The sequence below is a fragment of the Cellulomonas sp. P2_F12 genome (assembly GCF_056403775.1).
In genome coordinates this window covers 58397-84949 of record NZ_JBFUEV010000007.1, presented here as the reverse complement: position 1 = coordinate 84949, position 26553 = coordinate 58397, and the positions used below count along the sequence as shown (strand labels likewise).

Annotated in this window: 23 protein-coding genes; 7 read left to right on the top strand and 16 right to left on the bottom strand. The window is 71.7% G+C overall.

Annotated features, from left to right (window positions below; genetic code table 11):
* Nucleotide 1: 1 nt before the first annotated feature.
* The 7 genes from AC1DWH_RS15000 to AC1DWH_RS14970 all read right to left on the bottom strand — a co-directional run bounded on the left by AC1DWH_RS15000 (nucleotide 2) and on the right by AC1DWH_RS14970 (nucleotide 8189).
* On the bottom strand, nucleotides 2-1006 hold the full coding sequence (locus AC1DWH_RS15000; protein WP_477094346.1) for a serine hydrolase domain-containing protein: 1005 nt from the start codon (nucleotides 1004-1006) through the stop codon (nucleotides 2-4).
* The gene (locus AC1DWH_RS14995; protein ID WP_477094345.1) at nucleotides 1006-2115 is read right to left on the bottom strand and encodes a branched-chain amino acid aminotransferase; all 1110 of its coding nucleotides are present in this window, start codon (nucleotides 2113-2115) and stop codon (nucleotides 1006-1008) included. The genes AC1DWH_RS15000 and AC1DWH_RS14995 overlap by 1 nt, the downstream gene beginning before the upstream one ends.
* A 68-nt stretch (nucleotides 2116-2183) precedes the next feature.
* A complete protein-coding gene (locus AC1DWH_RS14990; protein ID WP_477094344.1) occupies nucleotides 2184-3248 on the bottom strand; it encodes a 3-isopropylmalate dehydrogenase in 1065 nt (354 codons plus the stop codon).
* Nucleotides 3249-3310: 62 nt separating this feature from the next.
* The gene (locus AC1DWH_RS14985) at nucleotides 3311-3865 is read right to left on the bottom strand and encodes an ASCH domain-containing protein (protein WP_477094343.1); all 555 of its coding nucleotides are present in this window, start codon (nucleotides 3863-3865) and stop codon (nucleotides 3311-3313) included.
* An 868-nt stretch (nucleotides 3866-4733) separates the two neighbouring features.
* A complete protein-coding gene (gene ilvC / locus AC1DWH_RS14980; protein ID WP_456846947.1) occupies nucleotides 4734-5762 on the bottom strand; it encodes a ketol-acid reductoisomerase in 1029 nt (342 codons plus the stop codon).
* Nucleotides 5763-5813: 51 nt separating this feature from the next.
* On the bottom strand, nucleotides 5814-6338 hold the full coding sequence (ilvN, locus tag AC1DWH_RS14975) for an acetolactate synthase small subunit (RefSeq protein WP_028047697.1): 525 nt from the start codon (nucleotides 6336-6338) through the stop codon (nucleotides 5814-5816).
* Between the two features lie 3 nt (nucleotides 6339-6341).
* Complete coding sequence (locus AC1DWH_RS14970; protein ID WP_477094342.1) at nucleotides 6342-8189, bottom strand: acetolactate synthase large subunit; 1848 nt, start codon at nucleotides 8187-8189, stop codon at nucleotides 6342-6344.
* A gap of 373 nt (nucleotides 8190-8562) precedes the next feature.
* Here AC1DWH_RS14970 and AC1DWH_RS14965 point away from each other — a divergent pair, with 373 nt between their 5' ends.
* Entirely contained in the window at nucleotides 8563-8856 is a 294-nt protein-coding gene (locus tag AC1DWH_RS14965) for a hypothetical protein (protein WP_477094341.1), read from the top strand.
* A gap of 5 nt (nucleotides 8857-8861) precedes the next feature.
* On the opposite strand, the gene AC1DWH_RS14960 is transcribed toward AC1DWH_RS14965, so the two are convergent.
* From AC1DWH_RS14960 to AC1DWH_RS14945, 4 genes are all read right to left on the bottom strand, one after another.
* Complete coding sequence (locus tag AC1DWH_RS14960; RefSeq protein ID WP_477094340.1) at nucleotides 8862-9428, bottom strand: pyridoxamine 5'-phosphate oxidase family protein; 567 nt, start codon at nucleotides 9426-9428, stop codon at nucleotides 8862-8864.
* 109 nt (nucleotides 9429-9537) lie between these two features.
* Nucleotides 9538-10044 carry a DUF2306 domain-containing protein gene (locus tag AC1DWH_RS14955; protein ID WP_477094339.1) on the bottom strand — a complete coding sequence of 169 codons (507 nt, stop codon included), beginning with the start codon at nucleotides 10042-10044 and terminating at the stop codon, nucleotides 9538-9540.
* A 303-nt stretch (nucleotides 10045-10347) separates the two neighbouring features.
* On the bottom strand, nucleotides 10348-12036 hold the full coding sequence (locus AC1DWH_RS14950) for a glycoside hydrolase family 13 protein (RefSeq protein ID WP_477094338.1): 1689 nt from the start codon (nucleotides 12034-12036) through the stop codon (nucleotides 10348-10350).
* On the bottom strand, nucleotides 12033-13202 hold the full coding sequence (locus AC1DWH_RS14945) for an ROK family protein (protein ID WP_477094337.1): 1170 nt from the start codon (nucleotides 13200-13202) through the stop codon (nucleotides 12033-12035). Before AC1DWH_RS14945 ends, AC1DWH_RS14950 begins: the two co-directional genes overlap by 4 nt.
* Before the next feature lie 112 nt (nucleotides 13203-13314).
* Here AC1DWH_RS14945 and AC1DWH_RS14940 point away from each other — a divergent pair, with 112 nt between their 5' ends.
* From AC1DWH_RS14940 to AC1DWH_RS14925, 4 genes are read left to right on the top strand one after another with little or no spacing between them, the layout of a single operon-like run.
* Nucleotides 13315-15492, top strand: coding sequence for an alpha-galactosidase (locus AC1DWH_RS14940; RefSeq protein ID WP_477094336.1), 2178 nt, complete (start codon nucleotides 13315-13317; stop codon nucleotides 15490-15492).
* A gap of 59 nt (nucleotides 15493-15551) precedes the next feature.
* The gene (locus AC1DWH_RS14935) at nucleotides 15552-16811 is read left to right on the top strand and encodes an ABC transporter substrate-binding protein (RefSeq protein WP_477094335.1); all 1260 of its coding nucleotides are present in this window, start codon (nucleotides 15552-15554) and stop codon (nucleotides 16809-16811) included.
* A gap of 2 nt (nucleotides 16812-16813) precedes the next feature.
* Nucleotides 16814-17749, top strand: coding sequence for a carbohydrate ABC transporter permease (locus tag AC1DWH_RS14930; protein WP_477094334.1), 936 nt, complete (start codon nucleotides 16814-16816; stop codon nucleotides 17747-17749).
* On the top strand, nucleotides 17749-18657 hold the full coding sequence (locus tag AC1DWH_RS14925) for a carbohydrate ABC transporter permease (RefSeq protein ID WP_477094333.1): 909 nt from the start codon (nucleotides 17749-17751) through the stop codon (nucleotides 18655-18657). The genes AC1DWH_RS14930 and AC1DWH_RS14925 overlap by 1 nt, the downstream gene beginning before the upstream one ends.
* A gap of 69 nt (nucleotides 18658-18726) precedes the next feature.
* Here AC1DWH_RS14925 and ilvD read toward each other — a convergent pair whose 3' ends face one another.
* The 3 genes from ilvD to AC1DWH_RS14910 all read right to left on the bottom strand — a co-directional run bounded on the left by ilvD (nucleotide 18727) and on the right by AC1DWH_RS14910 (nucleotide 22771).
* Nucleotides 18727-20457 (bottom strand): dihydroxy-acid dehydratase, encoded by a 1731-nt coding sequence (gene ilvD, locus AC1DWH_RS14920; RefSeq protein ID WP_456846020.1) that lies wholly within the window; start codon nucleotides 20455-20457, stop codon nucleotides 18727-18729.
* Between the two features lie 73 nt (nucleotides 20458-20530).
* On the bottom strand, nucleotides 20531-21193 hold the full coding sequence (locus AC1DWH_RS14915) for a VOC family protein (protein WP_477094332.1): 663 nt from the start codon (nucleotides 21191-21193) through the stop codon (nucleotides 20531-20533).
* 39 nt (nucleotides 21194-21232) lie between these two features.
* Complete coding sequence (locus AC1DWH_RS14910) at nucleotides 21233-22771, bottom strand: peptide MFS transporter (RefSeq protein WP_477094331.1); 1539 nt, start codon at nucleotides 22769-22771, stop codon at nucleotides 21233-21235.
* Nucleotides 22772-22845: 74 nt separating this feature from the next.
* On the opposite strand from AC1DWH_RS14910, the gene AC1DWH_RS14905 reads away from it, so the two are divergent.
* Entirely contained in the window at nucleotides 22846-24174 is a 1329-nt protein-coding gene (locus tag AC1DWH_RS14905) for a cryptochrome/photolyase family protein (RefSeq protein WP_477094330.1), read from the top strand.
* Nucleotides 24175-24214: 40 nt separating this feature from the next.
* Here the strand turns inward: AC1DWH_RS14905 and AC1DWH_RS14900 are convergent, their stop codons facing one another.
* Nucleotides 24215-25231 carry an ABC transporter permease gene (locus tag AC1DWH_RS14900; protein WP_477094329.1) on the bottom strand — a complete coding sequence of 339 codons (1017 nt, stop codon included), beginning with the start codon at nucleotides 25229-25231 and terminating at the stop codon, nucleotides 24215-24217.
* Nucleotides 25232-25334: 103 nt separating this feature from the next.
* On the opposite strand from AC1DWH_RS14900, the gene AC1DWH_RS14895 reads away from it, so the two are divergent.
* A complete protein-coding gene (locus tag AC1DWH_RS14895; RefSeq protein WP_477094328.1) occupies nucleotides 25335-25928 on the top strand; it encodes a TetR/AcrR family transcriptional regulator in 594 nt (197 codons plus the stop codon).
* Nucleotides 25929-25932: 4 nt separating this feature from the next.
* Here the strand turns inward: AC1DWH_RS14895 and AC1DWH_RS14890 are convergent, their stop codons facing one another.
* Nucleotides 25933-26478: a GNAT family N-acetyltransferase gene (locus AC1DWH_RS14890; RefSeq protein ID WP_477094327.1), complete on the bottom strand. Its 546-nt coding sequence runs from the start codon at nucleotides 26476-26478 to the stop codon at nucleotides 25933-25935.
* Nucleotides 26479-26553 lie beyond the last annotated feature (75 nt).

The window sequence follows — 26553 nt, the reverse complement described above, 5'->3', positions numbered from 1 at the left end:
CTCAGTCGACCAGACGCTCTTGCAGCGCGCGGACCAGCGGCCACGCGGCCTCGGACGTCGTCGCGACCACCGTCACGGTGAGCCCCTCGGCGGGGTCGTGGAAGCTGCGGAACGACACGCCCGCGTCGTACCCGTCCAGCTGCACGACGTCGCGGGTGGCGTGCAGCCAGAACCCGAGCCCGTAGCGGCGACGCTCCTGCGGGACGTCGCTGCGCGGGGCGACCATCCGCGCCAGCGTGTCCCGGCCGACGATCGCGCCCTCGAACAACGCGGTCCAGAACCGGTGCACGTCGGCCGTGGTCGTGTACATCCCGCCGTCGCCGGAGCCGAGCACGGGCAGGTGGAACACGTTGGTCCGCCACTGCCCGTCCAGCTCGACGTACCCGAGCGCGGCCCGGTCCGGCAGGGCGTCCGACCGCAGGAAGTCCGTGTCGACCAGCCCCGCCGGGCGGCAGACCCGGTCGCGCACCAGGTCGTGGAAGGGCACCCCGGACGCTCGCTCCGCCAGCAGGGCGAGCACCACGAAGCCGCCGTTGCAGTACGCGAACCGCTCCCCCGCCGGGAACGCCGTCGGGAAGCCGTCGAGCACCGCGAGGAACGACTCGGTGGTCGCCAGCTCGTGCACCGGCACGGTCATCACGTAGGCGCTGATCGGCGTGTCGGCCTCCTCGTCGAGGTAGTCGCCGATGCCCGACCGGTGCGCGAGCAGGTGCTCGACCGTGACGTCGTCGGCGATCAGCGGCAGGTCGGCGCCCAGGATCGAGCGGGCGGTCGTCGTGAGCGCGAGCGTGCCGTCCTCGACCAGGCTCATCACGGCCAGGGCCGTCATGCCCTTGGACCCGCTCGCCATCGCCACCTGCGAGTCCGGTGTCATCGCGATGCCGTGCCGCCGGTCGGCCAGCCCGTACGCGACGTTCAGCTCTGTGGTGCCCGCCCGGTCGACCCGGACCACCCCGGAGAAGCGGCTCTCGGCGGCGATCCGGTCGACCAGCGGGCCCAGCTCCATCAGACCAGGCGGTGCAGCCAGCCGTGCCGGTCCGTCGCGCGGCCGTACTGGATGTCGGTGAGCTCGTCGCGGATGCGCGTGGTGACCGGTCCGGCCTGGCCGTCCCCGACCGTGAGGTCGAAGTCGTCGCTGGCCATGCGGCCGATGGGAGTCATGACGGCGGCCGTGCCGCACGCGAACACCTCGCGCACCGAGCCGTCGGCCAGGCCCGCGCGGAGCTCCGCCAACGGGATCTGCCGCTCGGAGACCTCGTGGCCGGCGTCGGTGAGCAGGCGCAGGATCGACGAGCGCGTGACGCCCTCGAGGATCGAGCCCGAGATCGGCGGCGTCGCGACGCTGCCGTCCGCGCCCACGACGAAGACGTTCATGCCGCCCAGCTCCTCGAGCTGCGTGTTCGTCGACGCGTCGAGGAAGCACACCTGCTCGAAGCCCTTCTCGTACGCCTCCTGCTGCGGGAGCAGGCTCGCGGCGTAGTTGCCGCCGCACTTGGCGGCACCCGTCCCGCCTGCGCCGGCGCGGTGATACTCCTGGTCGACCCAGATGGCGACGGGCCGCACGCCGCCCGCGAAGTACGGGCCGACGGGCGACGCGATGACGAGGAACTCGGCCTCGAGCGAGGGCCGCACGCCGAGGAAGCTCTCGGAGGCGTACATGAAGGGGCGCAGGTACAGGCTGGTCTCCTCGCCCGACGGCACCCACGCACGGTCCGTCGCGACGAGCGCCTGGATCGCGCCCAGGAAGTCCGCCTCGGTCAGCTCCGGCAGCGCCAGGCGGCGGGCCGAGCGTGCGAACCGCGCGGCGTTGGCCTGCGGGCGGAACGTCCACACGGAGCCGTCGGGGTGCCGGTACGCCTTGAGCCCCTCGAAGATCTCCTGCGCGTAGTGCAGCACGGCGGTCGCGGGGTCCAGGAGCAGCGGCCCGTACTTCTCGACGCGGCGGCCGGTCCAGCCGCTCTCCTGCGAGTACGAGATGCGGGCCATGTGCTCGGTGAACACGGTGCCGAACTTGGGTGACGCCAGCGCCGCTTCGCGCTGCTCGTCGGGGACGGGGGTGTCGGTCCGCGTCACCTCGAAGAGGTCGGCGGACGTCGGGGTTGCGAGGGTGCTCATCTGCGGGGGCCTTTCACCAGAGTCAGGTTTGACGGTACCGGTGAGGACGGCCGGGTGTCTCTGCGGGCCTAGCCGGCGATGCGCGCGGCGAGGTCCTTGCCCACCTCGGCCGTCGACCGTACTCGCTCGGCACCCGAGCGGTCGGCGATGTCGTCGGCGACCGCCTTCTCCACGCGCGCCGCGGCGTCCGTCAGGCCGAGGTGCTCGAGCAGGAGGGCGACCGACAGCACGGTGGCCGTGGGATCGGCCTTGCCCTGGCCCGCGATGTCCGGCGCGCTGCCGTGCACGGGCTCGAACATGCTCGGCGCGGTGCGGTCCGGGTTGATGTTGGCCGACGCCGCCAGGCCGATGCCGCCGGTGATGGCCGCCGCCAGGTCCGTGAGGATGTCGCCGAACAGGTTGTCGGTGACGATCACGTCGAACCGCGCCGGGTTGGTGACCAGGAAGATGGTCGCCGCGTCCACGTGCAGGTAGTCGACGGTCACGTCGGGGAACTCCGCGTTGACGGCCTCGACCGTGCGGCGCCACAGGTGACCCGCGTGCACGAGCACGTTGTGCTTGTGCACCAGCGTGAGCTTCTTGCGCGGGCGGGCCGCGGCACGGGCGAACGCGTCACGGACCACGCGCTCGACGCCGAACGCGGTGTTCACGCTGACCTCGTTGGCCACCTCGTGCGGCGTGCCGACGCGGATGGCGCCGCCGTTGCCGACGTACGGGCCCTCGGTGCCCTCGCGCACGACGACGAAGTCGATCTCGCCGGGGTTGGCCAGGGGCGAGGCGACGCCCGGGTACAGCCGGCTCGGGCGCAGGTTCACGTAGTGGTCCAGCGCGAAGCGCAGCTTGAGCAGCAGCCCCCGCTCGAGCACACCGGACGGGACGGTCGGGTCCCCGATGGCGCCCAGCAGGATCGCGTCGTGCGCCCGGATCGCGTCGAGGTCGGTGTCCGTCAGCGTCTCGCCCGTGGCGTGCCAGCGGCGCGCGCCGAGGTCGAAGTCCGCCGTCGTCACCGTGACCGGGGAACCGTGCAGCGCCGTGTCGAGGGCCAGCAGGCCCTGCTCGACCACCTCGGTCCCGATGCCGTCACCGGCGACGACGGCGAGGCGGATGTCCCGAGCAGCAGTGGTGTCGACCATGGAGCGAGCCTAGACCCCGTCCCACCGCTCGGGACGGGTGTCTCAACCTACGGAACGTGTGGTCAGTCGACCGCGGGCGTCGGACCGCTGGTCGGGTAGATCAGCTCGAACCGCTCGAGCATGACGTCGATCGTCGACGAGAAGCCCTCCCCCAGCACCCGGCGCCACGACGCCTCGTGGTGCGTGCGCCAGGACTCCAGCGACCCGTCGTCCTCGGCCTCCGCGGCGGCGTGCTCGGCGTCCACCTGGTCGAACGGGACGACCTCGACGTCGGTGGTGCGCAGGAGCGCGCGCGGGTTGCCTTCGCCGTCCACGACGATCGACAGGTCGCCGACGCGCGGGATCTCGAGGCCGACCTGCTCCAGCTCCGCGACGGCCAGCGCCGTGGCCGTCTTGCGGCCGTCCAGCACCCGCGCCAGCAGCTCCTCTGCCTCGGCGTCGTCGCCGTACGACCACGACGGCGGCGGCACCACGTCCTCGGGCGTCCCCCCGAGCACGCTGTCCAGCTTGCCGAACCCCACGTGCCCGCGGGCGGCCTGCCAGAACGCGGAGATCCGCACGTCCTCGACGGCGCCCTCGACGCCGTCCTCGGTTGCGCTCGCCTGCTCGTCGGTCATCGTCGTCCCTCCGTCGTGGTCCGCCCATCCTTGCGTACCCGCAGCCCAGCAGCACATCCGGCCGCCACCGGCCGGCGGCTGGCGGCCGCCGCGGCCAGCCGGCCGCCATCGGCTGGGCGCCATCTGCCGGCCGCCATCGGTCGGTCGCCTCGGCCCGCGAACGCGCCCGACAGTCATCGAATGCGCACGCTCGTCGCCGAGCGTGGGCCGCAGGCGGGGGCACTCGGCAACCGGGGGCCGCGCTCGGCGACTCGGGGCCGCGCTCGGCCGAGCCCGCGTGAGAGTCAGGAATCGACGCCGAATGCGGGCGACCGTCGCCGAGCGCGGCCGGTCGACGCCGAGCGCGGGCGACCGTCGACGAGCGCGGCCGGTCGACGCCGAGCGCGGGCGACGTCGACGAGCGCGGCCGGTCGACGCCGAAAGCGGTCGCCCCGGGCGCGCGCTGGGCAACGCGGGACCGCGCTCAGCAACCAGGGACCGCGCTCAGCAACCAGGGACCGCGCTCGGCGACTGGGGGGCGCGCTCTGAAGAGCCCACGAGAGTCAGCAATCGACGTCGAGTGCGGGCGACCGTCGACGAGCGCGGCCGGTCGACGCCGAGCGCGGGCGACCGTCGACGAGCGCGGCGGTCGACGCCGAGCGCGGGCGGCTGTCGCCGAGCGCGGCCGGTCGTCGCCGAAAGCGGTCGCCCCGGGCGCGCGCTGGGCAACGCGGGACCGCTTTCGGCGGCCGGGGACCGCGTTCGGCGGCTCGGCGGCCGGGGACCGCGTTCGGCGGCTCGGAGCCGCGCTCGGCGACTGGGGGCCGGGAGTGGAAACGCGGAACGGCACCCCGGCCAGTGGTCGGGGTGCCGTTCGTGGTGCGGGGGGTCAGCGCGCGGCCGAGCCCTCGACATAGTCCGTCTCCGACGGCTTCACCCAGGCGAACAGCTTGCGCAGCTCGCGGCCGACGGGCTCGATCGGGTGGTTCTGGCCCTTCTCGCGCAGGGCCTTGAACTCCGGCGCGCCGGCGTCCTGGTCGTTGATGAACCGCTCGGCGAAGGCACCGTTCTGGATGTCCGCGAGGACGGCCTGCATGTTGGTCTTCACGTCGGGCGTGATGACGCGCGGGCCGGACACGTAGTCGCCGTACTCGGCGGTGTCGGACACGGACCAGCGCTGCTTGGTGATGCCGCCCTCGAAGATGAGGTCGACGATCAGCTTGAGCTCGTGCAGGACCTCGAAGTACGCGACCTCCGGCTGGTAGCCGGCCTCGGTCAGGGTCTCGAAGCCGTACTGGATGAGCTGCGAGACGCCACCGCAGAGGACGGCCTGCTCACCGAACAGGTCGGTCTCGGTCTCCTCGGTGAAGGTCGTCTTGATGCCGGCGGCGCGCAGGCCACCGATCGCCTTGGCGTAGGAGAGCGCGAGGTCCCAGGCGGCGCCGGAGGCGTCCTGCTCGACGGCGACGATGACCGGCACGCCGCGCCCGTCGACGTACTCGCGACGGACCAGGTGACCCGGGCCCTTGGGGGCGACCATGAGGACGTCGTGGCCGGCGGCCGGCTTGATGTAGCCGAAGCGGATGTTGAAGCCGTGGCCGAAGACGAGCGCGGCGCCGTCCTGCAGGTTGGGCTCGATCTCCTCGCGGTACACGATGCGCTGGACCTGGTCGGGCGCCAGGATGACGACGACGTCGGCCTCACGGACCGCGTCGGCCACCGAGGCGACCTTGAGGCCCTGGTTCTCGGCCTTGGCACGGGACGCCGAGCCCTCGCGCAGGCCGACGGTCACGTCGACGCCGGAGTCGCGCAGGTTGAGGCTGTGCGCGTGCCCCTGGCTGCCGTAGCCGATGACGGCGACCTTCTTGGACTGGATGATCGACAGGTCGGCGTCGTCGTCGTAGAACAGCTCGGCCACGATGGGTCTCCTCGGTGTGTGGTTCTGCTTCTGCTTCAGGAACGGAAAGTGCTAGGCGGAGCGGTTGACGCGCTCGAGGGCGCGGTCGGTGATCGAGCGCGACCCGCGGCCGATGGCCACCGTGCCGGACTGCACGATCTCCCGGATGCCGAACGGCTCCAGGGCGGCGAGCAGGGCGTCGAGCTTGCCCGGTCCGCCGGTCGCCTCGATGACGACCGTGTCGGGCACGACGTCGACGACGTGGGCCCGGAACAGCTGGACGACCTCGAGCACGGAGGTCCGCTGGGCGGTGTCGGCCTTGACCTTCACCAGCAGCAGCTCGCGCTGCACGGACGCGGCGTCCTCGAGCTCGACGATCTTGATGACGTTGATCAGCTTGTTCAGCTGCTTGGTCACCTGCTCGAGCGGCAGGGCGTCGACGTCGACGACGACCGTGATGCGCGAGATCTCGTCGTGCTCGGTGGGACCGACCGCGAGCGAGTGGATGTTGAACGACCGCCGCGCGAACAGGCCGGCGACGCGGGTCAGCACGCCGGGCTTGTTCTCGACGAGGACCGACAGGGTGTGGCGGGACATGGCTCAGTCCTCCCGGTCCCACGCGGGGCTGATCCCACGCGCGTACTGGATCTGGTCGTTGCTGACACCCGCGGCGACCATCGGCCACACCATCGCGTCGCGCGACACGGTGAAGTCGATGACGACGGGCTGGTCGTTGATCTCGAGGGCCCTCTTGATCGTGGCGTCGACGTCCGCCGCGGTCTCGCAGCGCAGCCCGGCGCAGCCGTAGGCGTCGGCCATCTTCACGAAGTCGGGGACCCGCACGGTGCCGTGCCCGGTGTTGAGGTCGGTGTTGGAGTAGCGCGACTCGTAGAACAGGGTCTGCCACTGCCGCACCATGCCGAGCGACGAGTTGTTGATGATCGCGACCTTGATCGGGATCTCGTTGATGGTGCAGGTGGCCAGCTCCTGGTTGGTCATCTGGAAGCAGCCGTCGCCGTCGATGGCCCACACGGTCCGCGACGGGTCGCCGACCTTGGCTCCCATGGCCGCCGGCACCGCGTAGCCCATGGTGCCCAGGCCGCCGGAGTTCAGCCACGAGTTGGGCCGCTGGTACTTGATGAACTGCGCGGCCCACATCTGGTGCTGCCCCACGCCCGCGGCGAAGATCGACTCGGGCCCGGACAGCTCACCGATCCGCTGGATGACGTACTGCGGGGCCAGGTGACCGTCGGCCGGCTCGTCGAACCCGAGCGGGAACGTCGCGCGCCACTCGTCCAGCTGGCGCCACCACTCCTCGAGGTCCGGCTTGCCGTGCTGCGTGTGCTCGCGGGCCAGCTCCGGCAGCAGGTCCGCCATGACCTCCTTGAGGTCGCCGACGATGGGCACGTCGACGTGACGGTTCTTGCCGATCTCGGCCGGGTCGATGTCCGCGTGCACGACCGCCGCGTTGGGCGCGAAGGACGACAGCAGGCCCGTCACGCGGTCGTCGAAGCGGGCGCCGAGGGCCACGATCAGGTCGGCCTTCTGCAGCGCCGCGACGGCCGAGACCGTGCCGTGCATGCCCGGCATGCCGAGGTGCTGCGGGTGCGAGTCCGGCAGCGCGCCGCGGGCCATGAGCGTGGTCACGACGGGCGCGCCGGACGCCTCGGTCAGCGCGCGCAGCTCGGCGGCCGCACGGGCGCGAATGACCCCGCCGCCGACGTAGAGCACCGGACGACGGGACGTGGCCAGCAGGCGGGCGGCCTCGCGGATCTGCTTGGCGTGGGGCTTGGTCACCGGGTGGTAGCCCGGCAACGTGAGCTCCTGCGGCCACGAGAACGTGGTCTGCGCCTGCATCGCCGACTTCGCGATGTCGACCAGCACCGGGCCGGGCCGGCCGGTCGAGGCGATGTGGAACGCCTCGGCGATGACCCGCGGGATGTCGTCGGCGTTGGTGACCAGGTAGTTGTGCTTGGTCACCGGCAGCGTGATGCCGACGATGTCGGCCTCCTGGAACGCGTCGGTGCCGATCATGGCCGCGGAGACCTGGCCCGTGATCGCGACCAGCGGCACCGAGTCCATGTGGGCGTCGGCGATCGGGGTCACCAGGTTGGTCGCACCCGGACCCGAGGTCGCCATGCACACGCCGACCCGGCCGGTCGCGGCGGCGTAGCCGGCGGCCGCGTGCCCGCCGCCCTGCTCGTGCCGGACCAGGATGTGGCGGACCTTGGTCGAGTCCATCAGCGGGTCGTACGTCGGGAGGATCGCGCCGCCCGGGATGCCGAAGACGACCTCGACGCCGGCCTCCTCGAGCGAGCGGACGATCGACTTGGCGCCGGTGACGCGCTCGGGGCCGATCGCGCTGGTCGCCGCGGGGAGGGCGACGCGCGGGGTGGCTGCCGTGGGCGTGGGCGTTCGCGGCGGTGCCGGGTGTGGGCCCTGGACCATCGATGTCTCCCTGGATCGTGCTGCTGGGTGCTGCCGGTTCACGTGCGGTCCGAACACAGAAAAGCCCCTCGAGCCACGTACGGGCTGGACGAGGGGCGAGCGCGCTGACGAGGCCTGTGCGGGAGGCCTCTAGCCGGCGCGCTCAGGAAGTACTACGAGAAGCATGGTCGTCTGCACGTGTTGGACACTACGCCCACGTTTCCGATGTGTCACGCCGCCCCCGCCCCGTCTCACATCGTGGTTCACGGGATCACGTGATGGACGGCGTGCCTCCGTTCGAGGGACCTCTGACCAACCTCCCCTCGGCCGTGCGCGACCGCCGCCTATCGTCGGCGCGAACGGCGACGCGCCGTGCCTGGACACGTGGAGGACGATGCAGCCGGCCCATGCTCGCCGTCTCCTCGGCGTGGCCGGCTGCGTGCTGACGGCTCTCGGTGCGTGGACCGCGTTCGTCGTCTGGCGGGTGATCGACGGCTGCGCGGGCCTGGCCCTTCCGGACTCGAACGCCGCGAGTGCGTACGACGGCTGCGGTCCGGGAAGCTGGTCCGCGCTCATGTGGCAGGACGCGCGCACGGACTGGGTGGTGGGCGCTCTCGCGCTGGTGGCGGTGGGCACCCTCGCGGCCGTGGTGATGGTGGAGCGGTTCCGACCTCGTGCCCGCGGCTGACCGCGTCACTGTGCGACGTCGGGGTCCATGTCGAACGCCGGCAGCCCGTCGACGCTGGTCCGGTTCTTGAGCCGGCGGTAGTCCGCCTGCCCCTCCAGGCCCTTGCGCTCCATGTGCTGCGGCAGCAGGTCCCGCTCCCCCTCGAGCGCCATCCGCGGCACGCCGTAGCCGCACGAGTCGGAGACGCGGTCGACCTCGACGACGATCACGGCCCGGGCGCCGCGGGTCTCGGGGAACAGCGCGGCGAGCTCGTCGAAACCCTCGTCGTAGAGCGTGACGAACCGGCCGCGGCCGTAGAGCCGCACGATGTTGGGCGGGCCGGTGAACGCGCAGAACATCAGCGTGATCCGGCCGTTCTCCCGCAGGTGGGCGATGGTCTCGGACCCGCTGGCGGTGAGGTCGATGTAGGCGACCGTGTGCTCGTCGAGCACCACGAACGAGCCCGCGATGCCCTTGGGCGACAGGTTCACGTGCCCGTCGGGCCCGCTCGGGGCGGTGGCGACGAAGAACATCGGCTGCGCCTCGACGAACTCGCGCAGCCGACCGTCGATGGCATCGTGCACCTTGCCCACGCCTGCTCCCTCGTCCGTGCGACTCTCCTCCGAGGGTAGCGAGGGGCCGGTCGGGACCGGACGGGTGAACGGCATGCGGACACCCGGGCCGGCCTGTCCGCGAGGCGGTTCACCTGTCCGGGAGCCCGTGGGCCGCGGGAACCGGGTCGACGATCCGAAGGGCCGGGAGGCCTCGGCGGCGGACCAGCAGCTCGGCCAGCACGAGGTTCGGGATCCAGGCGAGGAACGGGACCACCGCGTACGCGTTGGTGAACGCGGCGTCGGCGTCGGCGCCCGTCACGATCCACGGCGACTGCGCCGCCATGAGCACGCCGAGCCAGAGCCTCAGTGTCACGGCGGCGTAGGTCAGCGAGAAGTTCCGGATCATCCACGCCTGGTGGCTGCGGACGTCACCCTCCCGGATCGACCGGTAGCCGCGCCAGCCGGTCCACAGCCACAGCGCGGCGAGGGTCCCGAAGCCCGCGAACCCGACCATCCCGGCCGTGTTCACGGGCGCCAGCGCCAGTGCCGCGAGGCCCCCGACCAGCACCGCGACGAGGTAGGTCCGGCCGATCGCCCGGTGTACCGGGCGGAACCGGTCGCGCAGGCCGCGCCAGAGCTGCAGCGGACCGAGCACCAGCGCGATCCCGCCGCCGACGACGTGCGCGTAGAACGCCGCGCGGACCCACCCGGGTCGCCCCCTCGTACGCGCCGGCGAGCCCGACGGCGTCGCCGGCGAGCTCGTGCAACGGCGTCGTGAGGTACGGCGTGACGGCGTAGACCGCGACGGCCAGCGACGACAGCGCGACCCACGTCCAGCCGACGCGGTTGCGCGTCCGGGGTCGAGCCGGTGCCAGGGTCATGCCTCGACGCTAGGGAGCGGCCGCGTCCGGGTCTGCCCCGTCAGCCCACCGGTGCGCCCGGGGGCTGGCCCACCGCGTCAGGACCGGTAGACCCGCGCCTCCCAGGGCCGCAGGGTCGGCCCGAGCGGGTGCGGGTAGTTGCCGAGCACCAGCTCGCCCGCATCGGCCGCGAGCGGCACCTCCTGGACCACCCCCGAGAAGTTGCCGACGACGGTGAGCGTCGTGTCGCCGAGCCGGCGCGTGAACGCGTACACGTGCTCGTGGTCGGGCAGCAGCATGGTGAAGTCGCCCAGCGCCACCACGGGGTCGTCGTGCCGCAGTGCGATGAGCGCGCGGTAGTAGTGGAAGACCGAGTCCGGGTCGGCCCGCTCGGTCTCCGCGTTGAGCGACGGGTAGTTCGCGTTCACGTCGATCCACGGCGTGCCCGTCGTGAAGCCGGCGTGCGGCGTGCCGTCCCACTGCATCGGGGTCCGGGCGTTGTCGCGGCCCATCGAGGCGATCCCCGCCAGCAGCTGCTCGTCGTTGCTGTGCCCCACGGTCCGGGCCGTCGCGACGTGGTTGAGGGTCTCGATGTCCCGGTACTGGTCGAACCGCGTGAAGTGCGCGTTCGTCATGCCGAGCTCCTCGCCCTGGTAGACGTACGGCGTCCCCCGGTGCAGGTGCAGGACCGTGGCGAGCATGGTCGCGGACTCTCGTCGGAACGCGCCGTCGTCCCCGAAGCGCGAGACCACCCGCGGCTGGTCGTGGTTGTCCCAGTAGAGGGAGTTCCAGCCGACGTCCGCGAGCCCGGTCTGCCAGCGGCCGAAGGACGCCTTGAGGTCGAGCAGCCGCAGCGGGCGGACGTCGAACTTGCCGCCCGGCCCGTGGTCGAGGCCGACGTGCTCGAACTGGAAGACCATGTCGACCTCCTCCCGGGACGGGTCGGTGAAGGCGCGCGCCTGCTCGACCGTCACGCCGGGCATCTCCCCGACCGTCAGCAGGCGGTCCGGGCGGTCGGCGAACACCGCCTTGTGCATCTCGGCCAGGAACTCGTGGATGCGCGGTCCGCAGACGTAGGACGCGGAGCCGTCGGCGAGCAGCCCGCCGGTCACCACGCCGTCGGGCAGGGCCGTGTCCTTCGAGATGAGGTTGATGACGTCCATCCGGAAGCCGTCGACCCCGCGGTCCAGCCACCAGCGCATCATCGCGTAGACGGCGTCCCTGACCTGCGGGTTCTCCCAGTTGAGGTCCGGCTGCTTGCGGCTGAAGAGGTGCAGGAAGTACTCGCCGGAGGCCTCGTCGAGCTCCCACGCGGAGCCCGAGAAGAACGACCCCCAGTTGGTCGGCTCGGCGCCCGGGGCACCCGCGGACATGCCGTCGCGCGGCGGCCGCCACCAGTACCAGTCCCGCTTCGGGCTCGCGGGGTCGCGCGACTCGACGAACCACGCGTGCTCGTCGGAGGTGTGGTTGACGACCAGGTCCATGACGAGCTTCATGCCGCGCGCGTGCAGCTCCGTGACCAGCCGGTCGAGGTCGTCCAGCGTGCCGAACATCGGGTCGACGGACTGGTAGTCGCTGATGTCGTAGCCGTTGTCGTCCTGCGGCGACGCGTAGATGGGCGACAGCCAGACCACGTCGACACCCAGCTCGGACAGGTGGTCGAGCCGCCCCAGGATCCCCCGCAGGTCGCCGATGCCGTCCCCGTCCGAGTCCGCGAACGAGCGCGGGTACACCTGGTACACGACGGCTCGGGTCCACCAGGGAGCGTCCTGCGTCGTCCACGTCATGCGACCGATCCTCTCGTGGGAGTGGGTGCGGGGAGCAGCTCCTGCTCCACCTGGTCGAGGTCGATACGGTCGACGGCGTCCTGGATCGCGACGGTCGCGGCTCCCCGGGCCCACGCGGAGAAGCCGGACTCGTCGACGTAGAGCCGGACGGGCTCCGCCCGCGGATCACGGTCGGCCGCGACGGCCGCCCGCACCCGATCCTCGGCGACGGCGAAGAGGCCGATGCCCTCGCCGGCGAGCACGGCCGCAGGCTGCAGGGTCAGGTTGGCCGCCATGGCGACGAGCCGCCCGAGGGAAGCCGCGGCCTCGTCGACCACCGCGGCCGCCGCCGGGTCGCCCTCGCGGGCGAGGCGCAGCACCTCGTCGTGGTCGACAGGTCGCTGCAGGGCGGCCGACACCTGCGCCGCGATGGACCCCGAGGTCAGCATGGCCTCCGCGCACCCGCGGTGGCCCGCGTGGCAGACGGGCCCGGTCGCGCTCAGCGGGATGTGCCCGCCCAGGCCGACGCCCGCCTCGCGCGAGTGCACGACCTGGCCGTTCACGACGAGCGCGTACCCGATGCCGGCGCCGATGGTGATGACGACGAACCCAGGGATGCCGCGGCCCAGCCCGAACCAGCGCTCGGCCTCGGCGAGCGCGACCAGGTCGTTCTCGAGCGACGCCGGAACACCCAGCTCGGCCTCGACCAGCTCGGCGAAGGGGACGTCCGTCCAGTCGAGGAACGGGGCGAACTCCACGCGACCGTCCCGCACGGCGCCGCCGAGCGACACCCCGACGCCGGCGATCCGGTCGACGCCGAGCCCTCGGACCGCCTGCGCGATCTCCGCGGCGACGTCACGCGGGTGGTGGCTGCCGAGGGGGCGCTCCGCGTACGCGAGCAACGCCGCGCGCACGTCGGTCGCAACGACGTGCAGGGACTCCCCCGTCACCTTGACCCCGGCGAAGTGGGCCAGACCCGGCCGGACGTCGAGCGGTCGGACGGGCCGGCCGACCGAGCCGTCGGACCGGTCGTCGAGCTCGACCAGCAGGCCGCGGTCGAGGAAGGGCTTGGCCAGGCGCGTGAGGCTCGGCGGCGAGAGACCCAGACGGCTCGTCAGCTCGCTCCGCGAGATCGGCCCGTGGATCAGCACCGCGCGTGCGAGGGCTCTCTCGCTGTCGCTCAGCATGCGCTCGACCCGTTCATTGATTCCATCATGGCACGAACACGGCCTCTTCCGCGCGCAAACTCCCGATCCAGACCACTTGTGAGTCTTGTTTCTTCCGTGTTAGAACTAACTCATGCTCTCCCACGACGAGGTGACCGCCGACGACCGGCGCGCCACATCCACCACACCCGCCCCGGGTCGGGTCCTGCACCTGCACCGGGGCGGAACCAGCGTCGTGATCGACGTCGACGCCGCGCCGCACCCGGCGATCGTGCACTGGGGCGAGGAGCTGGCGGACTCGAGCGAGCAGACGCTGCGCTCCCTCGCTGTCGCGGCGCGCCCCCAGCGCGTCTCGGGGGGTCTCGACGAGCCGGCCCGGGCCACGCTCGTCGCCTCGCAGGCCGGCGGGTGGCTGGGCACCCCGGGGCTCGAGGGGCACCGCGACGGAGCCTCGTTCAGCGTCCGGCTGGAGCTGGTCGACATCCAGGCCAACGACCACCGGGCCCAGCTGTCGCTCGTCGACCGGGAGGCCCGACTGAGCGCGCAGCTCGAGCTGCGCGTCGGTACCGCCGGACTCCTGCACCAGCGCATCACCCTGCGCAACGCCGGCGAGACGCCCTACACGGTCCAGTCGTTGCACCTCGCGTTCCCAGTGCCGTGGGACGCCACCGAGATCCTCGACACCACGGGCCGTCACCTGCGCGAACGCTCGCCGCAGCGGCACCCCTTCGCCTACGGGACCTACCTGCGCGAGAGCCGCCGGGGCCGGCCCGGGGCGGACGCCACGCTGGTGCTCGCCGCCGGGCGGCCCGGGTTCGGCTTCGAGCGCGGTCGCGTCCACGCCGTGCACGTCGCGTGGAGCGGCAACCACCGTCTCCTCGCCGAGCGGTCCGCCTCCGGCGAGGCGATGCTCGCCGGAGGTGAGCTCTTCGCGCCCGGGGAGGTCGTCCTCGCGCCCGGCGCGTCGCTCACGTCGCCGGAGGTCGTCGGATCCTGGGGCGACGGGCTGAGCGAGCTCGCGCACCGCTTCCACGACGAGTGGCGTCGCCGCCCGGCCCACCCTCGCCGGCCTCGGCCGATCACCCTCAACACGTGGGAGGCGGTCTACTTCGACCACTCGCTCGAGCGGCTGACCGCGCTGGCGGATGCCGCCGCGTCCGTCGGCGTCGAGCGGTTCGTGCTCGACGACGGCTGGTTCGCCGGCCGGCGCGACGACACGTCGGGCCTGGGCGACTGGTACGTCGACGCAGCGGTCTGGCCCGACGGGCTGCACCCGCTGGTGGACCACGTGCTGGCCTGCGGGATGGAGTTCGGGCTCTGGGTCGAGCCGGAGATGGTCAACCCGGACAGCGAGGTCGCCCGTCGGCACCCGGACTGGATCCTGCGGGGGCGGATGTCGCTGCCGCCTGCGGCCCGGCAGCAGCAGGTGCTCGACCTCGCGCACGACGACGCCTACGCCTACGTGGCCGGCCGGCTGCACGCGCTGCTCGACGAGTACCCGATCGCGTACCTGAAGTGGGACCACAACCGCGACCTGCTCGACGCCGGTAGCGGCCCGGAGGGTGTCGCGCGGGTCCGCGAGCACACGCTGGCCCTCTACCGGCTGCTCGACGAGCTCAAGGCGGCGCACCCCGGTCTGGAGATCGAGAGCTGTGCCTCCGGTGGTGCCCGGGTCGACCTCGGCATCCTGGCGCGCACCGACCGGATCTGGACCAGCGACACCCTCGACCCGCTCGAGCGCCTGGTCAACCAGCGGTACACGGCGCTCGTGGTGCCCCCCGAGCTGATGGGCATGCACCTGACCAGCCCGGTCGTGCACTCGACCGGCCGGACCGTGGACCTCGACTTCAGCGCCGCGGTCGCGCTGTTCGGCCACTTCGGGATCGAGTGGGACCTGACCGGGACCGACGAGCAGACCCGCGGGCGCATCGCGGCATGGGTCGGGTACGCCAAGCGCATCCGTCCGCTGGTCGCCACCGGCCGCACCGTGGACGTCGACGACACCGAGCCGGGGATCGACGTGCGCGGCGTCGTCTCGCCGGACGGCACCTGGGCCGTGTTCACGCTCACGCAGACCGACACGACGGCCGCCTACCCGCCGGGACGCGTCCGGATCCCCGGGCTCGACCCTGCCCGGCACTACCGGCTCCGCGTCGTCGGCCGCCCGACCAGCGCCGCCGCTCAGTCCGAGCTCCCGTGGCAGACCTACGACACCACCCTGACGGGTCGTGAGCTCGACGCCGTCGGCCTGCGACCCCCCGTCCAGTACCCCCAGAGATCCACCGTCATCGAGCTGGTCGCTCAGAACTGAGCACCACGAGATGTGCAAGGAGGCACACGATGAGACACCGAAACCCGCGACGCGTTCGCATGGCAGCAGCGGCCGCAGCGGTCGCCCTGCTGGCCGTCGCAAGCGGCTGCGCGAACCAACCGTCCGACGGCGTGACCACCCTGAACTTCTTCCAGTTCAAGGGTGAGGCGCTCGAGGACTTCAACCAGATCATCGCCGACTTCGAGGCGGAGAACCCCGACATCCGCGTCGTGCAGAACCAGGTCGCCGACGCCGACACGGTCATCCGGACGCTCCTGGTCAAGGACAAGGCACCGGACGTCATCACGCTGAACGCCAACGGCGGCTTCGGCCGCCTCGCGCAGGCCGGCGTGTTCTACGACTTCTCGAACGAGCCCGTGCTCGACACGATCAACCCGGCGGTCCAGCAGATCCTCAAGGACCTCGGCACGAAGGGCGACGAGGTCAACGGTCTCGGCTACGTCAACAACGCCAACGGGATCATCTACAACCAGGAGATCTTCGCGCAGCAAGGCCTGGAGGTCCCCGAGACGTGGGACGAGCTGATCGCGGTGTGCGACAAGCTCAAGGCCGCGGGCATCACGCCGTTCTACGGGACCCTCGCCGACTCCTGGACCGGGCTGCCTTCGTTCAACGCGCTCGGGGCCTACCCGGCGCAGGACGGCTTCTTCGACAAGATGCGCGCCCAGGGCGAGGACACCGGTCCCGACTCCGAGGTGTCGTTCCAGAAGAACTTCCCCGAGGCGATGGAGCAGCAGGCCCAGCTGTTCAGCTACATGCAGGACGGCTACCGCGGGAAGACCTACGACGACGGCAACGCGGCGTTCGCCCACGGCGAGGCCGCCATGCTCCTCCAGGGCATCTGGGCGATCAGCCCGATCAAGGGGATCAACCCGGACATCAAGGCGGGGATCTTCCCGTACCCGGCGACCGACAACCCCGACGACCGGATGCTCGTCTCCGGCGTCGACGTCGCGGTGACGATGCCGAAGGACTCGCCGCACCAGGCGGAGGCGCTCCGGTTCATCAACTACCTGTTCCAGAAGGACGTCATCGAGAAGTTCGCCGCCTCGCAGAACATGGTCCCGTCGGTCAAGGGCGCCCAGCTCAGCGACGACCCCGCCCTCCAGTCGGTCAAGCCGTACTTCGACGCCGGACGCATCGCGGGCTTCATCGACCACCAGATCCCGCCCAGCATCCCGCTCGCCGCGATCGACCAGCAGTTCCTCTTCAGCGGCGACACGGACGCCGCGCTCGCCACCCTCGACAGCGAGTGGAGCAAGGTCGCCGCTCGCACCATCCCCGTGACGGGAGACTGACGATGACGTCCTCCACGCAAGTCCGGTCCGCGGCACCAGGCGCCGACCGCTCCGGCACTCCCACCCTGCGGAAGGTCAAGGTCGGCCGTGCGCAGTCCACGTTCTACTGGATGGTCTGGCCGGCCGTCATCGCGTTCTTCGCGTTCCACACCATCCCTGTGCTGGTCGGGATCTTCTTCAGCCTGACCAACTACCCCGGCTACGGCGACTGGAACTTCGTCGGCCTGTCCAACTACGCCAACCTGTTCAAGGACGACCGCGTCCTGGCCGCCTACGGGTTCTCGTTCCTGTTCGCGATCGTCGCGACGCTGCTGACGAACGCGATCTCGCTGGCCATCGCGATGGGTCTCAACACCAAGATCATGGCGCGCAACCTCTTCCGCGGCGTGTACTTCGTGCCCTACGTCCTGGCGGCCCTGGTCATCGGCTACGTCTTCCAGTTCTTCTTCTCGAGCTCGCTGCCCAAGATCCTGGCGAGCATCCCGCTCTTCGCCGACAACATCCTCACCAACGAGACCTGGGCGTGGACCGCGATCGTCGCGCTCGCCGTCTGGCAGGCCTGCGCCTTCACGATCATCATCTACCTCTCCGGGCTGCAGACCATCCCGCGCGAGCTCTACGAGGCCGCGTCCCTGGACGGCGCCAAGCCGTGGCGGCAGTTCTCGTCGATCACGTTCCCCCTGATCAGCGCGTTCTTCACGATCAACATCGTGCTGAGCCTCAAGGGCTTCCTGCAGGTCTTCGACCAGATCGTCGCCCTGACCAACGGCGGACCGGGCACGGCGACAGAGTCCGTCACCCTGCTCATCTTCCGCGGCGGGTTCTCCGGCGGGGAGTTCGCCTACCAGTCCGCGAACGCGGTGATCTTCTTCATCGTCATCACCGTCGTGTCGCTGTTCCAGTTCAAGGTCCTTCAGCGCAGAGAGGCGGACTTCTGATGACCACCGCAGGTACCGCGCTCGGCCAGGCCGAGGCCGTCCTTCCCGAGCCCCGGCGACGGCGCACGAAGAATGTCGCCGACGACGACACCCGCAAGATCAACTGGTGGGTGACCGCACTGATCGCGGTGTGCTCGCTGACGATCCTCGTCCCGCTCTACCTCGCCGTCGTCGTCGCCCTCAAGACTCCCGAGCAGCTCGCCGCCGGCACCGGCCTCGAGCTGCCGAGCCCGATCCGGTGGGAGAACTTCAGCGAGGCCTGGACGCGGACCAACTTCCCGCAGGCGCTCATGAACACGGCGCTGATCACCGTCGGGTCGGTCGTCCTCACGCTGCTGACCAGCTCGGTCGTGGCGTACGCCATCGCGCGGAACATCCACCGACCGTTCTTCAAGGGCGTGTTCTTCTACCTGCTCGCGGCCCTGTTCATCCCGTTCCCGATCATCATGCTGCCCCTGGTGAAGCAGACCGCGCTCCTGGGTCTGGACAACCAGGCCGGGATGATCCTGCTCTACACGATCTACGGGCTGTCGCTGAACATCTTCATCTACACCGCCTACATCCGCTCGATCCCCATCGAGCTCGAGGAGGCGGCGCGGGTCGACGGCGCATCGACGTGGCGGGTGTTCCGGCAGATCATCTTCCCGCTGCTCACCCCGATGAACGCGACGGTCGGCATCCTCACCTGCGTGTGGGCGTGGAACGACTTCATCATGCCGCTCGTGGTGCTCACCGACCCCGGGGCCCGAACCCTGCCCCTCGCGCAGTACGTCTTCCAGGGCCAGTTCAACACCGACTACACGGTGGCGTTCGCGTCCTACCTCATGGCCATGGCGCCGCTGCTGGTCGTCTACGTCTTCAGCCAGCGCTGGGTCATCTCCGGGGTCACGCGGGGGTCGATCAAGTAGGCACGACTCTCGACGCCCGCGCGACGACGGGCCCGCTCCCCCTTCCGGAGCGGGCCCGTCGTCGTGCGCTCAGATCAGCACGGCGCCCTTCGACGCCGACTGCACGAGCTTCGCGTACTTGGCCAGCACCCCGCGCGTGTAGGTGGGGGGCAGCGGCGCCCAGCCGACCTTACGGGCCTCGAGCTCGTCCTCCGGGACCAGCACGTCGAGGGTCTCGTTCGCGACGTCGAGCCGGATCCGGTCGCCGTCCTTGATGAACGCGATGGGTCCGCCGTCGACGGCCTCGGGGGCGACGTGGCCGACACACAGGCCGGTGGTGCCGCCCGAGAAGCGGCCGTCGGTGAGCAGGAGGACGTCCTTGCCCAGCCCGGCGCCCTTGATCGCGCCCGTGATGGCGAGCATCTCGCGCATGCCCGGGCCGCCCTTGGGGCCCTCGTAGCGGATGACGACGACGTCGCCGGCGACGATCGTGCCGTTCTCCAGCGCGTCCATGGCGGCGCGCTCGCGCTCGAACACGCGGGCGGTGCCCTCGAAGACGTCGGAGTCGAAGCCGGCCGACTTCACCACGGCGCCGTCGGGCGCCAGCGAGCCGTGCAGGATCGTGATGCCACCGGTCTTGTGGATCGGGTTGTCCAGGGCGCGCAGGATCTTGCCGTCGGGGTCCGGCGGGTTCACGTCCGCCAGGTTCTCCGCGACGGTCTTGCCGGTCACGGTCAGGCAGTCGCCGTGCAGCAGGCCCGCGTCGAGCAGCGCCTTCATCACGACCGGCACGCCGCCGATGCGGTCGATGTCGTTCATGACGTAGCGGCCGAACGGCTTGAGGTCGCCCAGGTGCGGGACCTTGGCGGCCACGCGGGAGAAGTCGGCGAGCGTGAGGTCGACCTCGGCCTCGTGCGCGATGGCGAGCAGGTGCAGGACCGCGTTGGTCGAGCCGCCGAACGCCATGACGACGGCGATGGCGTTCTCGAACGCCTCCTTGGTCATGATCTGGCGCGCCGTGATGCCCTGGCGCAGCAGCTCGACGACGGCCTCGCCCGACTTCTTCGCGAAGGCGTCGCGGCGGCGGTCGGCCGAGGGCGGGGCCGCGGAGCCGGGGATCGACATGCCGATCGCCTCGGCCACCGACGCCATCGTGTTGGCGGTGTACATGCCGCCGCACGCGCCCTCGCCCGGACAGATCGCGCGCTCGATGCGGTCGACGTCCTCGCGGCTCATGAGCCCACGGGCGCACGCACCGACGGCCTCGAACGCGTCGATGATCGTGACGTCCTTCTCGGTGCCGTCCTCGAGCTTGACCCAGCCCGGCGCGATCGACCCGGCGTACAGGAACACGCTCGCGAGGTCGAGGCGGGCCGCGGCCATGAGCATGCCCGGCAGGGACTTGTCGCAGCCGGCCAGCAGCACCGACCCGTCGAGCCGCTCGGCCTGCATGACGGTCTCCACCGAGTCGGCGATGATGTCGCGGCTGACCAGCGAGAAGTGCATGCCCTCGTGGCCCATCGAGATGCCGTCGGAGACCGAGATGGTGCCGAACTCGAGCGGGTAGCCGCCCGCCGCGTGCACGCCCGCCTTGGCCGCCTGGGCCAGTCGCTGCAGCGAGAGGTTGCAGGGCGTGATCTCGTTCCAGGAGCTGGCGACGCCGATCTGGGGCTTCGCGAAGTCGTCGTCACCGAGGCCCACCGCGCGGAGCATGCCGCGCGAGGCGGTCGCCTCCAGACCGTCGGTGACGGTGCGCGAGCGGGGCTTGATGTCGACGGAAGGTGCAGCAGAGGTGGGGGCGTTGTCCGACGTCACGGTCATGCTCGCGAGTGTATGACCGTGCCCCGGCGGCGCCACGGGAGGGTCACCCTGCGGACGACAGCCCCGCGCGTGCTCAGGCCGACGACCGGCCCTGCCAGGTGCACACGCACACCTCGTTGCCCTCGGCGTCGGCCAGGACCGTGAACGCCGGGGCCTGGTCGTCGCTGACCACGTGGCCTCCCGCGGCGACCGCTGCGGCGATGCGTCCCGCGGCCTGGTCGTGCGGCACGGTGATGTCGAAGTGGATGCGGTTGCGCTGCGGCCGCGGCTGGTCCATCTGCTGGAACCAGATGGCGGGACCGATCCCGGCCGGGTCGGTCACCTCGTCGTCGCCGCTCACCTCATAGCCCATCACGGCCGCCCAGAACGGCTGGACCGCGGGGATGTCCAGGGCGTCGATGGCGAGCTCGAGGGTCTCGCTGCGCGGCACGTCTCCCGTCAGGCCCAGCTCGTCGGCGATCGCCGTCACGGTGGCCGCGAGGTCCACGTCGCGCTGCGTGAGGCCGCCGGCGTCGTGGCTGGTCGTGGTGACCGTGACCTGCCCCCAGCGCAGGACCACGTCGGGGTGGTGGTTCGCCTCGTCGGCGGCGGCCGCGATGCGGGCGACGAACGCGGCCGCGGTGGCGAAGTCGGGAGCCCTGAACGTGGCGCGGAGGGTGCGCAGGAGCACGCGCCAGTGCCGGGGGTCGACGGCGTCGGTGACGGCGGAGTGTCGCAGGACGGTGGTGTCAGCCATGCCGACCACCCTGCCACCGGACACCCACACGCGCCGGGCTCACGCCGAGACCTCGGCCTCCGACTCCTCGCCGGCCCGGATGTGCCGCGTGACCCACGGTGCGAGCGCGAACATGCCGCCGGCGAAGGCGAGCGCGATGAGCCCGATCGTGCCGAAGTACGCGGCGGGGCTCACGTCCGGCGTGCCCTGGATGACCTGCGCAGCGATCGCGTTGCCCGCCGAGGGGGCCAGGAACCACAGGGCCATGGCCTGGCCACGGAAGGCCCGCGGCGCCAGCAGCGTCGTCGCCGCCAGGCCCACGGGCGACAGGCACAGCTCACCGATCGTCTGGATGACGTAGACGATGACCAGCACCCACGACGAGGTCTTCCCGCCGTCCGCGAGCCACGAGGCACCGGCCAGGAACACGAAGCTCAGGGCGGCGAAGGTCAGGCCCAGGCCGAACTTCACGGCGGTCGGGGGGCGGTCGTCGAGCTTGATCCAGAGCCACGCGAACACGGGCGCGAGCAGGATGATCGCGGCGGGGTTGATCGACTGGAAGAACACGGGCGAGATGGTCACGCCGAAGATCACCAGGTCGGTGTTGTCCTTGGCGTACGACGCCAGCGTGCTCGCCGCCTGCTCGAAGATCATCCAGAAGATCATCGCCGCGACGAAGAGCGGGATGTACGCGCGCAGGCGGCTGCGCTCGTGCGAGCTCACCTTGGGCGAGCGGAACATGACGACGAAGGTCGCGACGGGCGCAGCGAACGCGAGGTAGGACACCGCGTCGATGAACGCGGCCAGCCCGAACCCGCCCTCGGCCAGCGTCCCCGCGACGACGGCGAGCGCGACGCCCACCAGCACGAACGCGAACAGCCGAACGACGGCCGGGCGGTCCTGCGGCGTGAGCGGGTTGGGCGGGACGTCCCCGGCACCGCCCAGGTACTTGCGCCCGGCCACGAAGAACACCAGCGCGATCGCCATGCCGACCGCGGCGACCGCGAAGCCCGCGTGGTACCCGCCGGCGGCGGTCGCCGCGCCGACGAGGAACGGCGCGGCCAGCGAGCCGATGTTGATGCCCATGTAGAAGATCGAGAAGCCGGAGTCGCGGCGGGGGTCGTCGCGGTCGTAGAGCTCCCCCACCATGCTCGACACGTTGGGCTTGAGCAGGCCGGTGCCCAGCGCCACCAGGACGATGCCGATGTACGAGAACAGGGCCTGCGGCACGGTGAGGAACACGTGCCCGGCGGCGATGACGATGCCGCCGTAGAGCACCGAGCGGCGGGCGCCGATGACCCGGTCGGCCAACCAGCCGCCGAGGACCGAGAGCAGGTAGACCGAGGAGCCGTAGATCGCGACGAGCGCCTCGCCCGACGTCTTCTCGATCCCGAGGCCGCCCTTGGCGACCGTGTCGGTCAGGTAGTACAGCAGGATGGCGCGCATCCCGTAGTAGCTGAACCGCTCCCACAGCTCGGTGCCGAACAGGGTGAACAGGCCGAGTGGCTGGCCGAAGAACGCCCGGTCGCGTGGCAGCGTGTCGGCCTTGCGCGACGTCGGCCTCACGCCTCCGGAGCCCCCCGCCTGCGCGCCGCTCACCCGCCCATCGTGGCCTCGCCCCGGCCGTTGCACCACCGCGGGCGGCTCGGCGCTCCCCCGGCTACGGTCGCCGGGTGCCCACGATCCACTGGTTCCGCCGCGACCTGCGCCTGGCGGACAACCCCGCGCTGGTCGCCGCGGCGGAGCACGCGGACGAGGTCCTGCCGCTCTTCGTCGTCGACCCGGCGCTGTGGCGCTCGTCCGGCGCACCCCGCCTCGCGTACCTCGCGCGCAGCCTGCGGGCGCTGGACGAGTCGCTCGGTGGTCGGCTCGTCGTGCGCCGCGGCACCCCGGCCGAGGTGCTGCCCGCGCTGGTCCGCGAGGTGGGCGCGCCGGCCGTGCACGTCACCGCCGCGACCGAGCCGTACGGCCGGCGCCGCGACGACGCCGTCGAGCACGCGCTCGACGTGCCGCTGGTCCGCACGGGCTCGCCGTACGCCGTCGGGCCCGGGCTCCTGAGCACGCAGGCGGGGACGCCGTTCCAGGTGTTCACCCCGTTCCGCGGCGCGTGGCTGGACCACGGCTGGGCGGCACCCGCGCCCCGACCGCGGGTGGCCCGGTGGGCCCACGTCCCGTCCGACGGCCTGCCCGACTCGCCGCCGACCGAGGTCCGGCTGCCCGCCGCCGGGGAACGCGCGGCGCGCGCCCGGTGGACGGCCTACGTGCAGGACGAGCTGTCCGAGTACCCGGCCGTGCGCGACCGGCCCGACCTCGACGCCACGTCGATGCTGTCGATCCCGCTCAAGTTCGGCGAGCTGCACCCGCGGACCCTGCTGGCCGACCTCGCGCAGGCACCGTTCGACGTGGCGACGTTCCGCTCGGAGCTGGCCTGGCGCGAGTTCCACGCGGACGTCCTGTGGCACCACCCCGGCGCGGCCCACCGGTCGCTGCGGGCCGTGGTGCCGGAGGACTCGTGGGACGACGGCGATGCCGCGTTCATGGCGTGGGCGGCGGGGCGCACCGGCTACCCGTTCGTCGACGCCGGCATGCGGCAGCTGCGCGCGCTGGGCTGGATGCACAACCGGGTGCGCATGGTGGTCGCGTCCTTCCTGGTCAAGGACCTGCACGTGCGCTGGCAGCGCGGCGCGGCGCACTTCCTGGAGTGGCTGGTGGACGGGGACGTCCCGCAGAACCAGCTCAACTGGCAGTGGGTGGCCGGCACGGGCCGCGACGCCGCGCCGTACTTCCGGGTCTTCAACCCGGTCACGCAGGGCGAGAAGTTCGACCCCGACGGCGCGTACGTCCGCGAGTGGGTGCCCGAGCTGCGGGGCATCCCCGGGCCCGCCGTGCACCGGCCGTGGCGGCTCGGGCTCGAGGCTCCCGAGGACTACCCGGCGCCGATCGTGGACCACGCGGCGGAACGCAAGGTCGCCCTCGACGACTTCCACCGCGGGCGCGGCTGACCGCCTGGTGGCCCTGGTGCGAGCACCAGGGCCACCGAGCTCAAGCGGAGACCAGCTCGGGGGTCACATCGTCCGACGCCTCCTCCAGGGCCGCCGACGTCGCGGCACCGGTGTTCTTGAAGTGGCCGACCGTCGCGAGCACCAGGCCGAGCAGCGCCCAGGACGCCAGCGCGACCCAGAGCTGCGCGGTGCCGGCCTGCGGGAAGTACGACTCGTCGCGCAGCAGCGCGGCGGCGGCGCCTGGCGGCATCCACTGGCCGATCGCGCCCCACGGCGCCGGCAGCATCTGCCACGGCTGGGCAGCGGAGGCGATGGGGTTGGCCAGCAGCAGGAACAGCACCGGCCCGATCGCGATCCCGGCCCGGCCGACCACCGACACGAAGCCGACGATCACGCCGGCGATCGCGAGGATGGCCAGCCCGACGATGCCCGCGTTGACCAGGTAGGAGCCCTGCAGCGCTCCGACCCAGCCCTGCAGGACGCCCGCGACCGCGAGGCCGCCCAGGGCCGAGTACGCCGCGACCGCGGTGACCCGGCGCCAGACGCCGACCACGAGGAGCGAGATCGCGACGCCGCCGATCATCCCGCCGATGACCAGGGGGAACGTGATCGCGCCGAGGATCGCGCCGCGGGGGTCGCCGGCGGACAGCGGGACGACGTCGGTGACGGGGACGGGCGCGCCGGTCTGCTCCTGCAGCACCGGCGCGAGCTGGGCCAGCTGCTGGGCGACCAGCGGGCTGGCGCCCGAGGCGGTGAGGATCTCGGGCTGCGCGCCGAGCACGACCGCGCCGTACACGTCGCGGCTCTCGATGAGCGTCACGGCGGCGGCGCGGTCCTGCGCGGCGACCACGTCGAAGGCGCCCGGGGCGCGGGCATCGAGCGCCTGCGCGACCGGGGTGACCGCGGCGGCGGGTCCGGCGACGGCGACCGGCAGGTCCCGGGGCTCGGCGGTGATGGCCGGCCAGAGGAAGGCGAGCGCCAGGAGGGTCAGGACGGCGGCCAGACCGGCACCGAGGCCGAGGAGGCGACGCCACGGGGTGCGCGGCTGCGTGTGCATGACAGATCCTCTCGAGTTAAAGCGAACGTTCGTTCTTCTAGAGGAATCGTCGTCCAGGCGCGGCGAAGTTGTCAAGAACGATCATTCGTTTTTATAGTGCGGTGTGCCCAAGGTCACCGAGGAGTACCGCGTCGCCCGCCGTGACGAGATCGCCGACGCCGCCCTGCGCGCCTTCCGGCGCAAGGGGTTCCAGGCCACGTCGATGGCCGAGATCATCGCGGAGTCGGGGCTGTCCGCCGGCGCGATCTACGGCCACTACCCCAGCAAGAGTGCGATCGTCGTCGACGTGGCCTCGCGGGTCATCGGCGTGCGCGTCCGCGACATCGAGCACCTCGCGCAGGTCGAGCCGCTCGCGCCTCCGCCGACCATCCCCCGCCTGCTCGTCACGGGCATGCTGCAGTCGCTCGGCAGCCCCGGGATCATGCTGCAGCTGTGGGGTGAAGGGATGTCGGACCCCGAGGTCCACGCCCTCGCCTACGAGGTGATCCAGCGGCTGCGCGAGGCACTCACCGCGTACGTCTCGCTGTGGCACCAGCGGACGCACGGGACCTCCGCCGACGACGCCGACGTGCTGGCCGTCGAGCAGGTGCCGCTGCTCATCTCCGCGGTGCAGGGCTACGTCGTGCAGGCGTCGATCGTGCCGGACTTCGACGCCGAGGCCTACCTGGCGAGCGTCGAGAAGTACCTGCCCCGCTGAGCGGTCAGGGGATCTGGCTCGCCCGGAACTCGTCCTCGAGCAGCGACATGATGATGCCGTCGCAGTAGCCCGCGCCGTCCCGGTAGGCGTCGCGCTTGCGACCCTCGACCCGGAACCCGAGGTTCTCGTAGAGCGACTTGGCCCGGGCGTTGATGCTCAGCACGTCGAGCTCGACCCGGTGCAGGGCGAGACCGTCGAACGCCAGCCCCAGGATCAGCTGGATCGCCTCGGTGCCGTAGCCGCGACCGCGGTAGCCCGGGCGCATCGCCAGGCGCAGGTTCGCGGACCGGACCACCTCGTCGATCTCGTTGAGCACGATCTCGCCGAGGTACTCGTCGGACCCGTTCGCGGTCACCGCGAGGTCGATCCGGCCCTCGACCGACGAGATCGTGGCGCACCAGTCGTCGATCTGCTTCCGCGTGAACACCTGCGTCGTGCCCGTGAGGCGGTTGCCCTCGGTGTCGTTGACCGACTCCCACAACGCGTCCGCGTCGCTCGCCCGGATGGGGCGGAGCGCGATCATCTCGCCCTGGAGCGTGGGCTTCTCCATCGCTGCCTCCTGTCGCCGATCGCGAACGCTACGGCGTGGGTGTGCCAGGGACGTTACCGGCGGATCACGGTGCGC

Coding starts and splice junctions, on each gene's coding strand:
- AC1DWH_RS15000 (WP_477094346.1), bottom strand. CDS start 1,006: ATGGAGCTGGGCCCGCTGGTCGACCGGATCGCCGCCGAGAGCCGCTTC.
- AC1DWH_RS14995 (WP_477094345.1), bottom strand. CDS start 2,115: ATGAGCACCCTCGCAACCCCGACGTCCGCCGACCTCTTCGAGGTGACG.
- AC1DWH_RS14990 (WP_477094344.1), bottom strand. CDS start 3,248: ATGGTCGACACCACTGCTGCTCGGGACATCCGCCTCGCCGTCGTCGCC.
- AC1DWH_RS14985 (WP_477094343.1), bottom strand. CDS start 3,865: ATGACCGACGAGCAGGCGAGCGCAACCGAGGACGGCGTCGAGGGCGCC.
- ilvN (WP_028047697.1), bottom strand. CDS start 6,338: ATGTCCCGCCACACCCTGTCGGTCCTCGTCGAGAACAAGCCCGGCGTG.
- AC1DWH_RS14970 (WP_477094342.1), bottom strand. CDS start 8,189: ATGGTCCAGGGCCCACACCCGGCACCGCCGCGAACGCCCACGCCCACG.
- AC1DWH_RS14965 (WP_477094341.1), top strand. CDS start 8,563: ATGCAGCCGGCCCATGCTCGCCGTCTCCTCGGCGTGGCCGGCTGCGTG.
- AC1DWH_RS14950 (WP_477094338.1), bottom strand. CDS start 12,036: ATGACGTGGACGACGCAGGACGCTCCCTGGTGGACCCGAGCCGTCGTG.
- AC1DWH_RS14945 (WP_477094337.1), bottom strand. CDS start 13,202: ATGCTGAGCGACAGCGAGAGAGCCCTCGCACGCGCGGTGCTGATCCAC.
- AC1DWH_RS14940 (WP_477094336.1), top strand. CDS start 13,315: ATGCTCTCCCACGACGAGGTGACCGCCGACGACCGGCGCGCCACATCC.
- AC1DWH_RS14935 (WP_477094335.1), top strand. CDS start 15,552: ATGGCAGCAGCGGCCGCAGCGGTCGCCCTGCTGGCCGTCGCAAGCGGC.
- AC1DWH_RS14930 (WP_477094334.1), top strand. CDS start 16,814: ATGACGTCCTCCACGCAAGTCCGGTCCGCGGCACCAGGCGCCGACCGC.
- AC1DWH_RS14925 (WP_477094333.1), top strand. CDS start 17,749: ATGACCACCGCAGGTACCGCGCTCGGCCAGGCCGAGGCCGTCCTTCCC.
- ilvD (WP_456846020.1), bottom strand. CDS start 20,457: ATGACCGTGACGTCGGACAACGCCCCCACCTCTGCTGCACCTTCCGTC.
- AC1DWH_RS14915 (WP_477094332.1), bottom strand. CDS start 21,193: ATGGCTGACACCACCGTCCTGCGACACTCCGCCGTCACCGACGCCGTC.
- AC1DWH_RS14900 (WP_477094329.1), bottom strand. CDS start 25,231: ATGCACACGCAGCCGCGCACCCCGTGGCGTCGCCTCCTCGGCCTCGGT.
- AC1DWH_RS14890 (WP_477094327.1), bottom strand. CDS start 26,478: ATGGAGAAGCCCACGCTCCAGGGCGAGATGATCGCGCTCCGCCCCATC.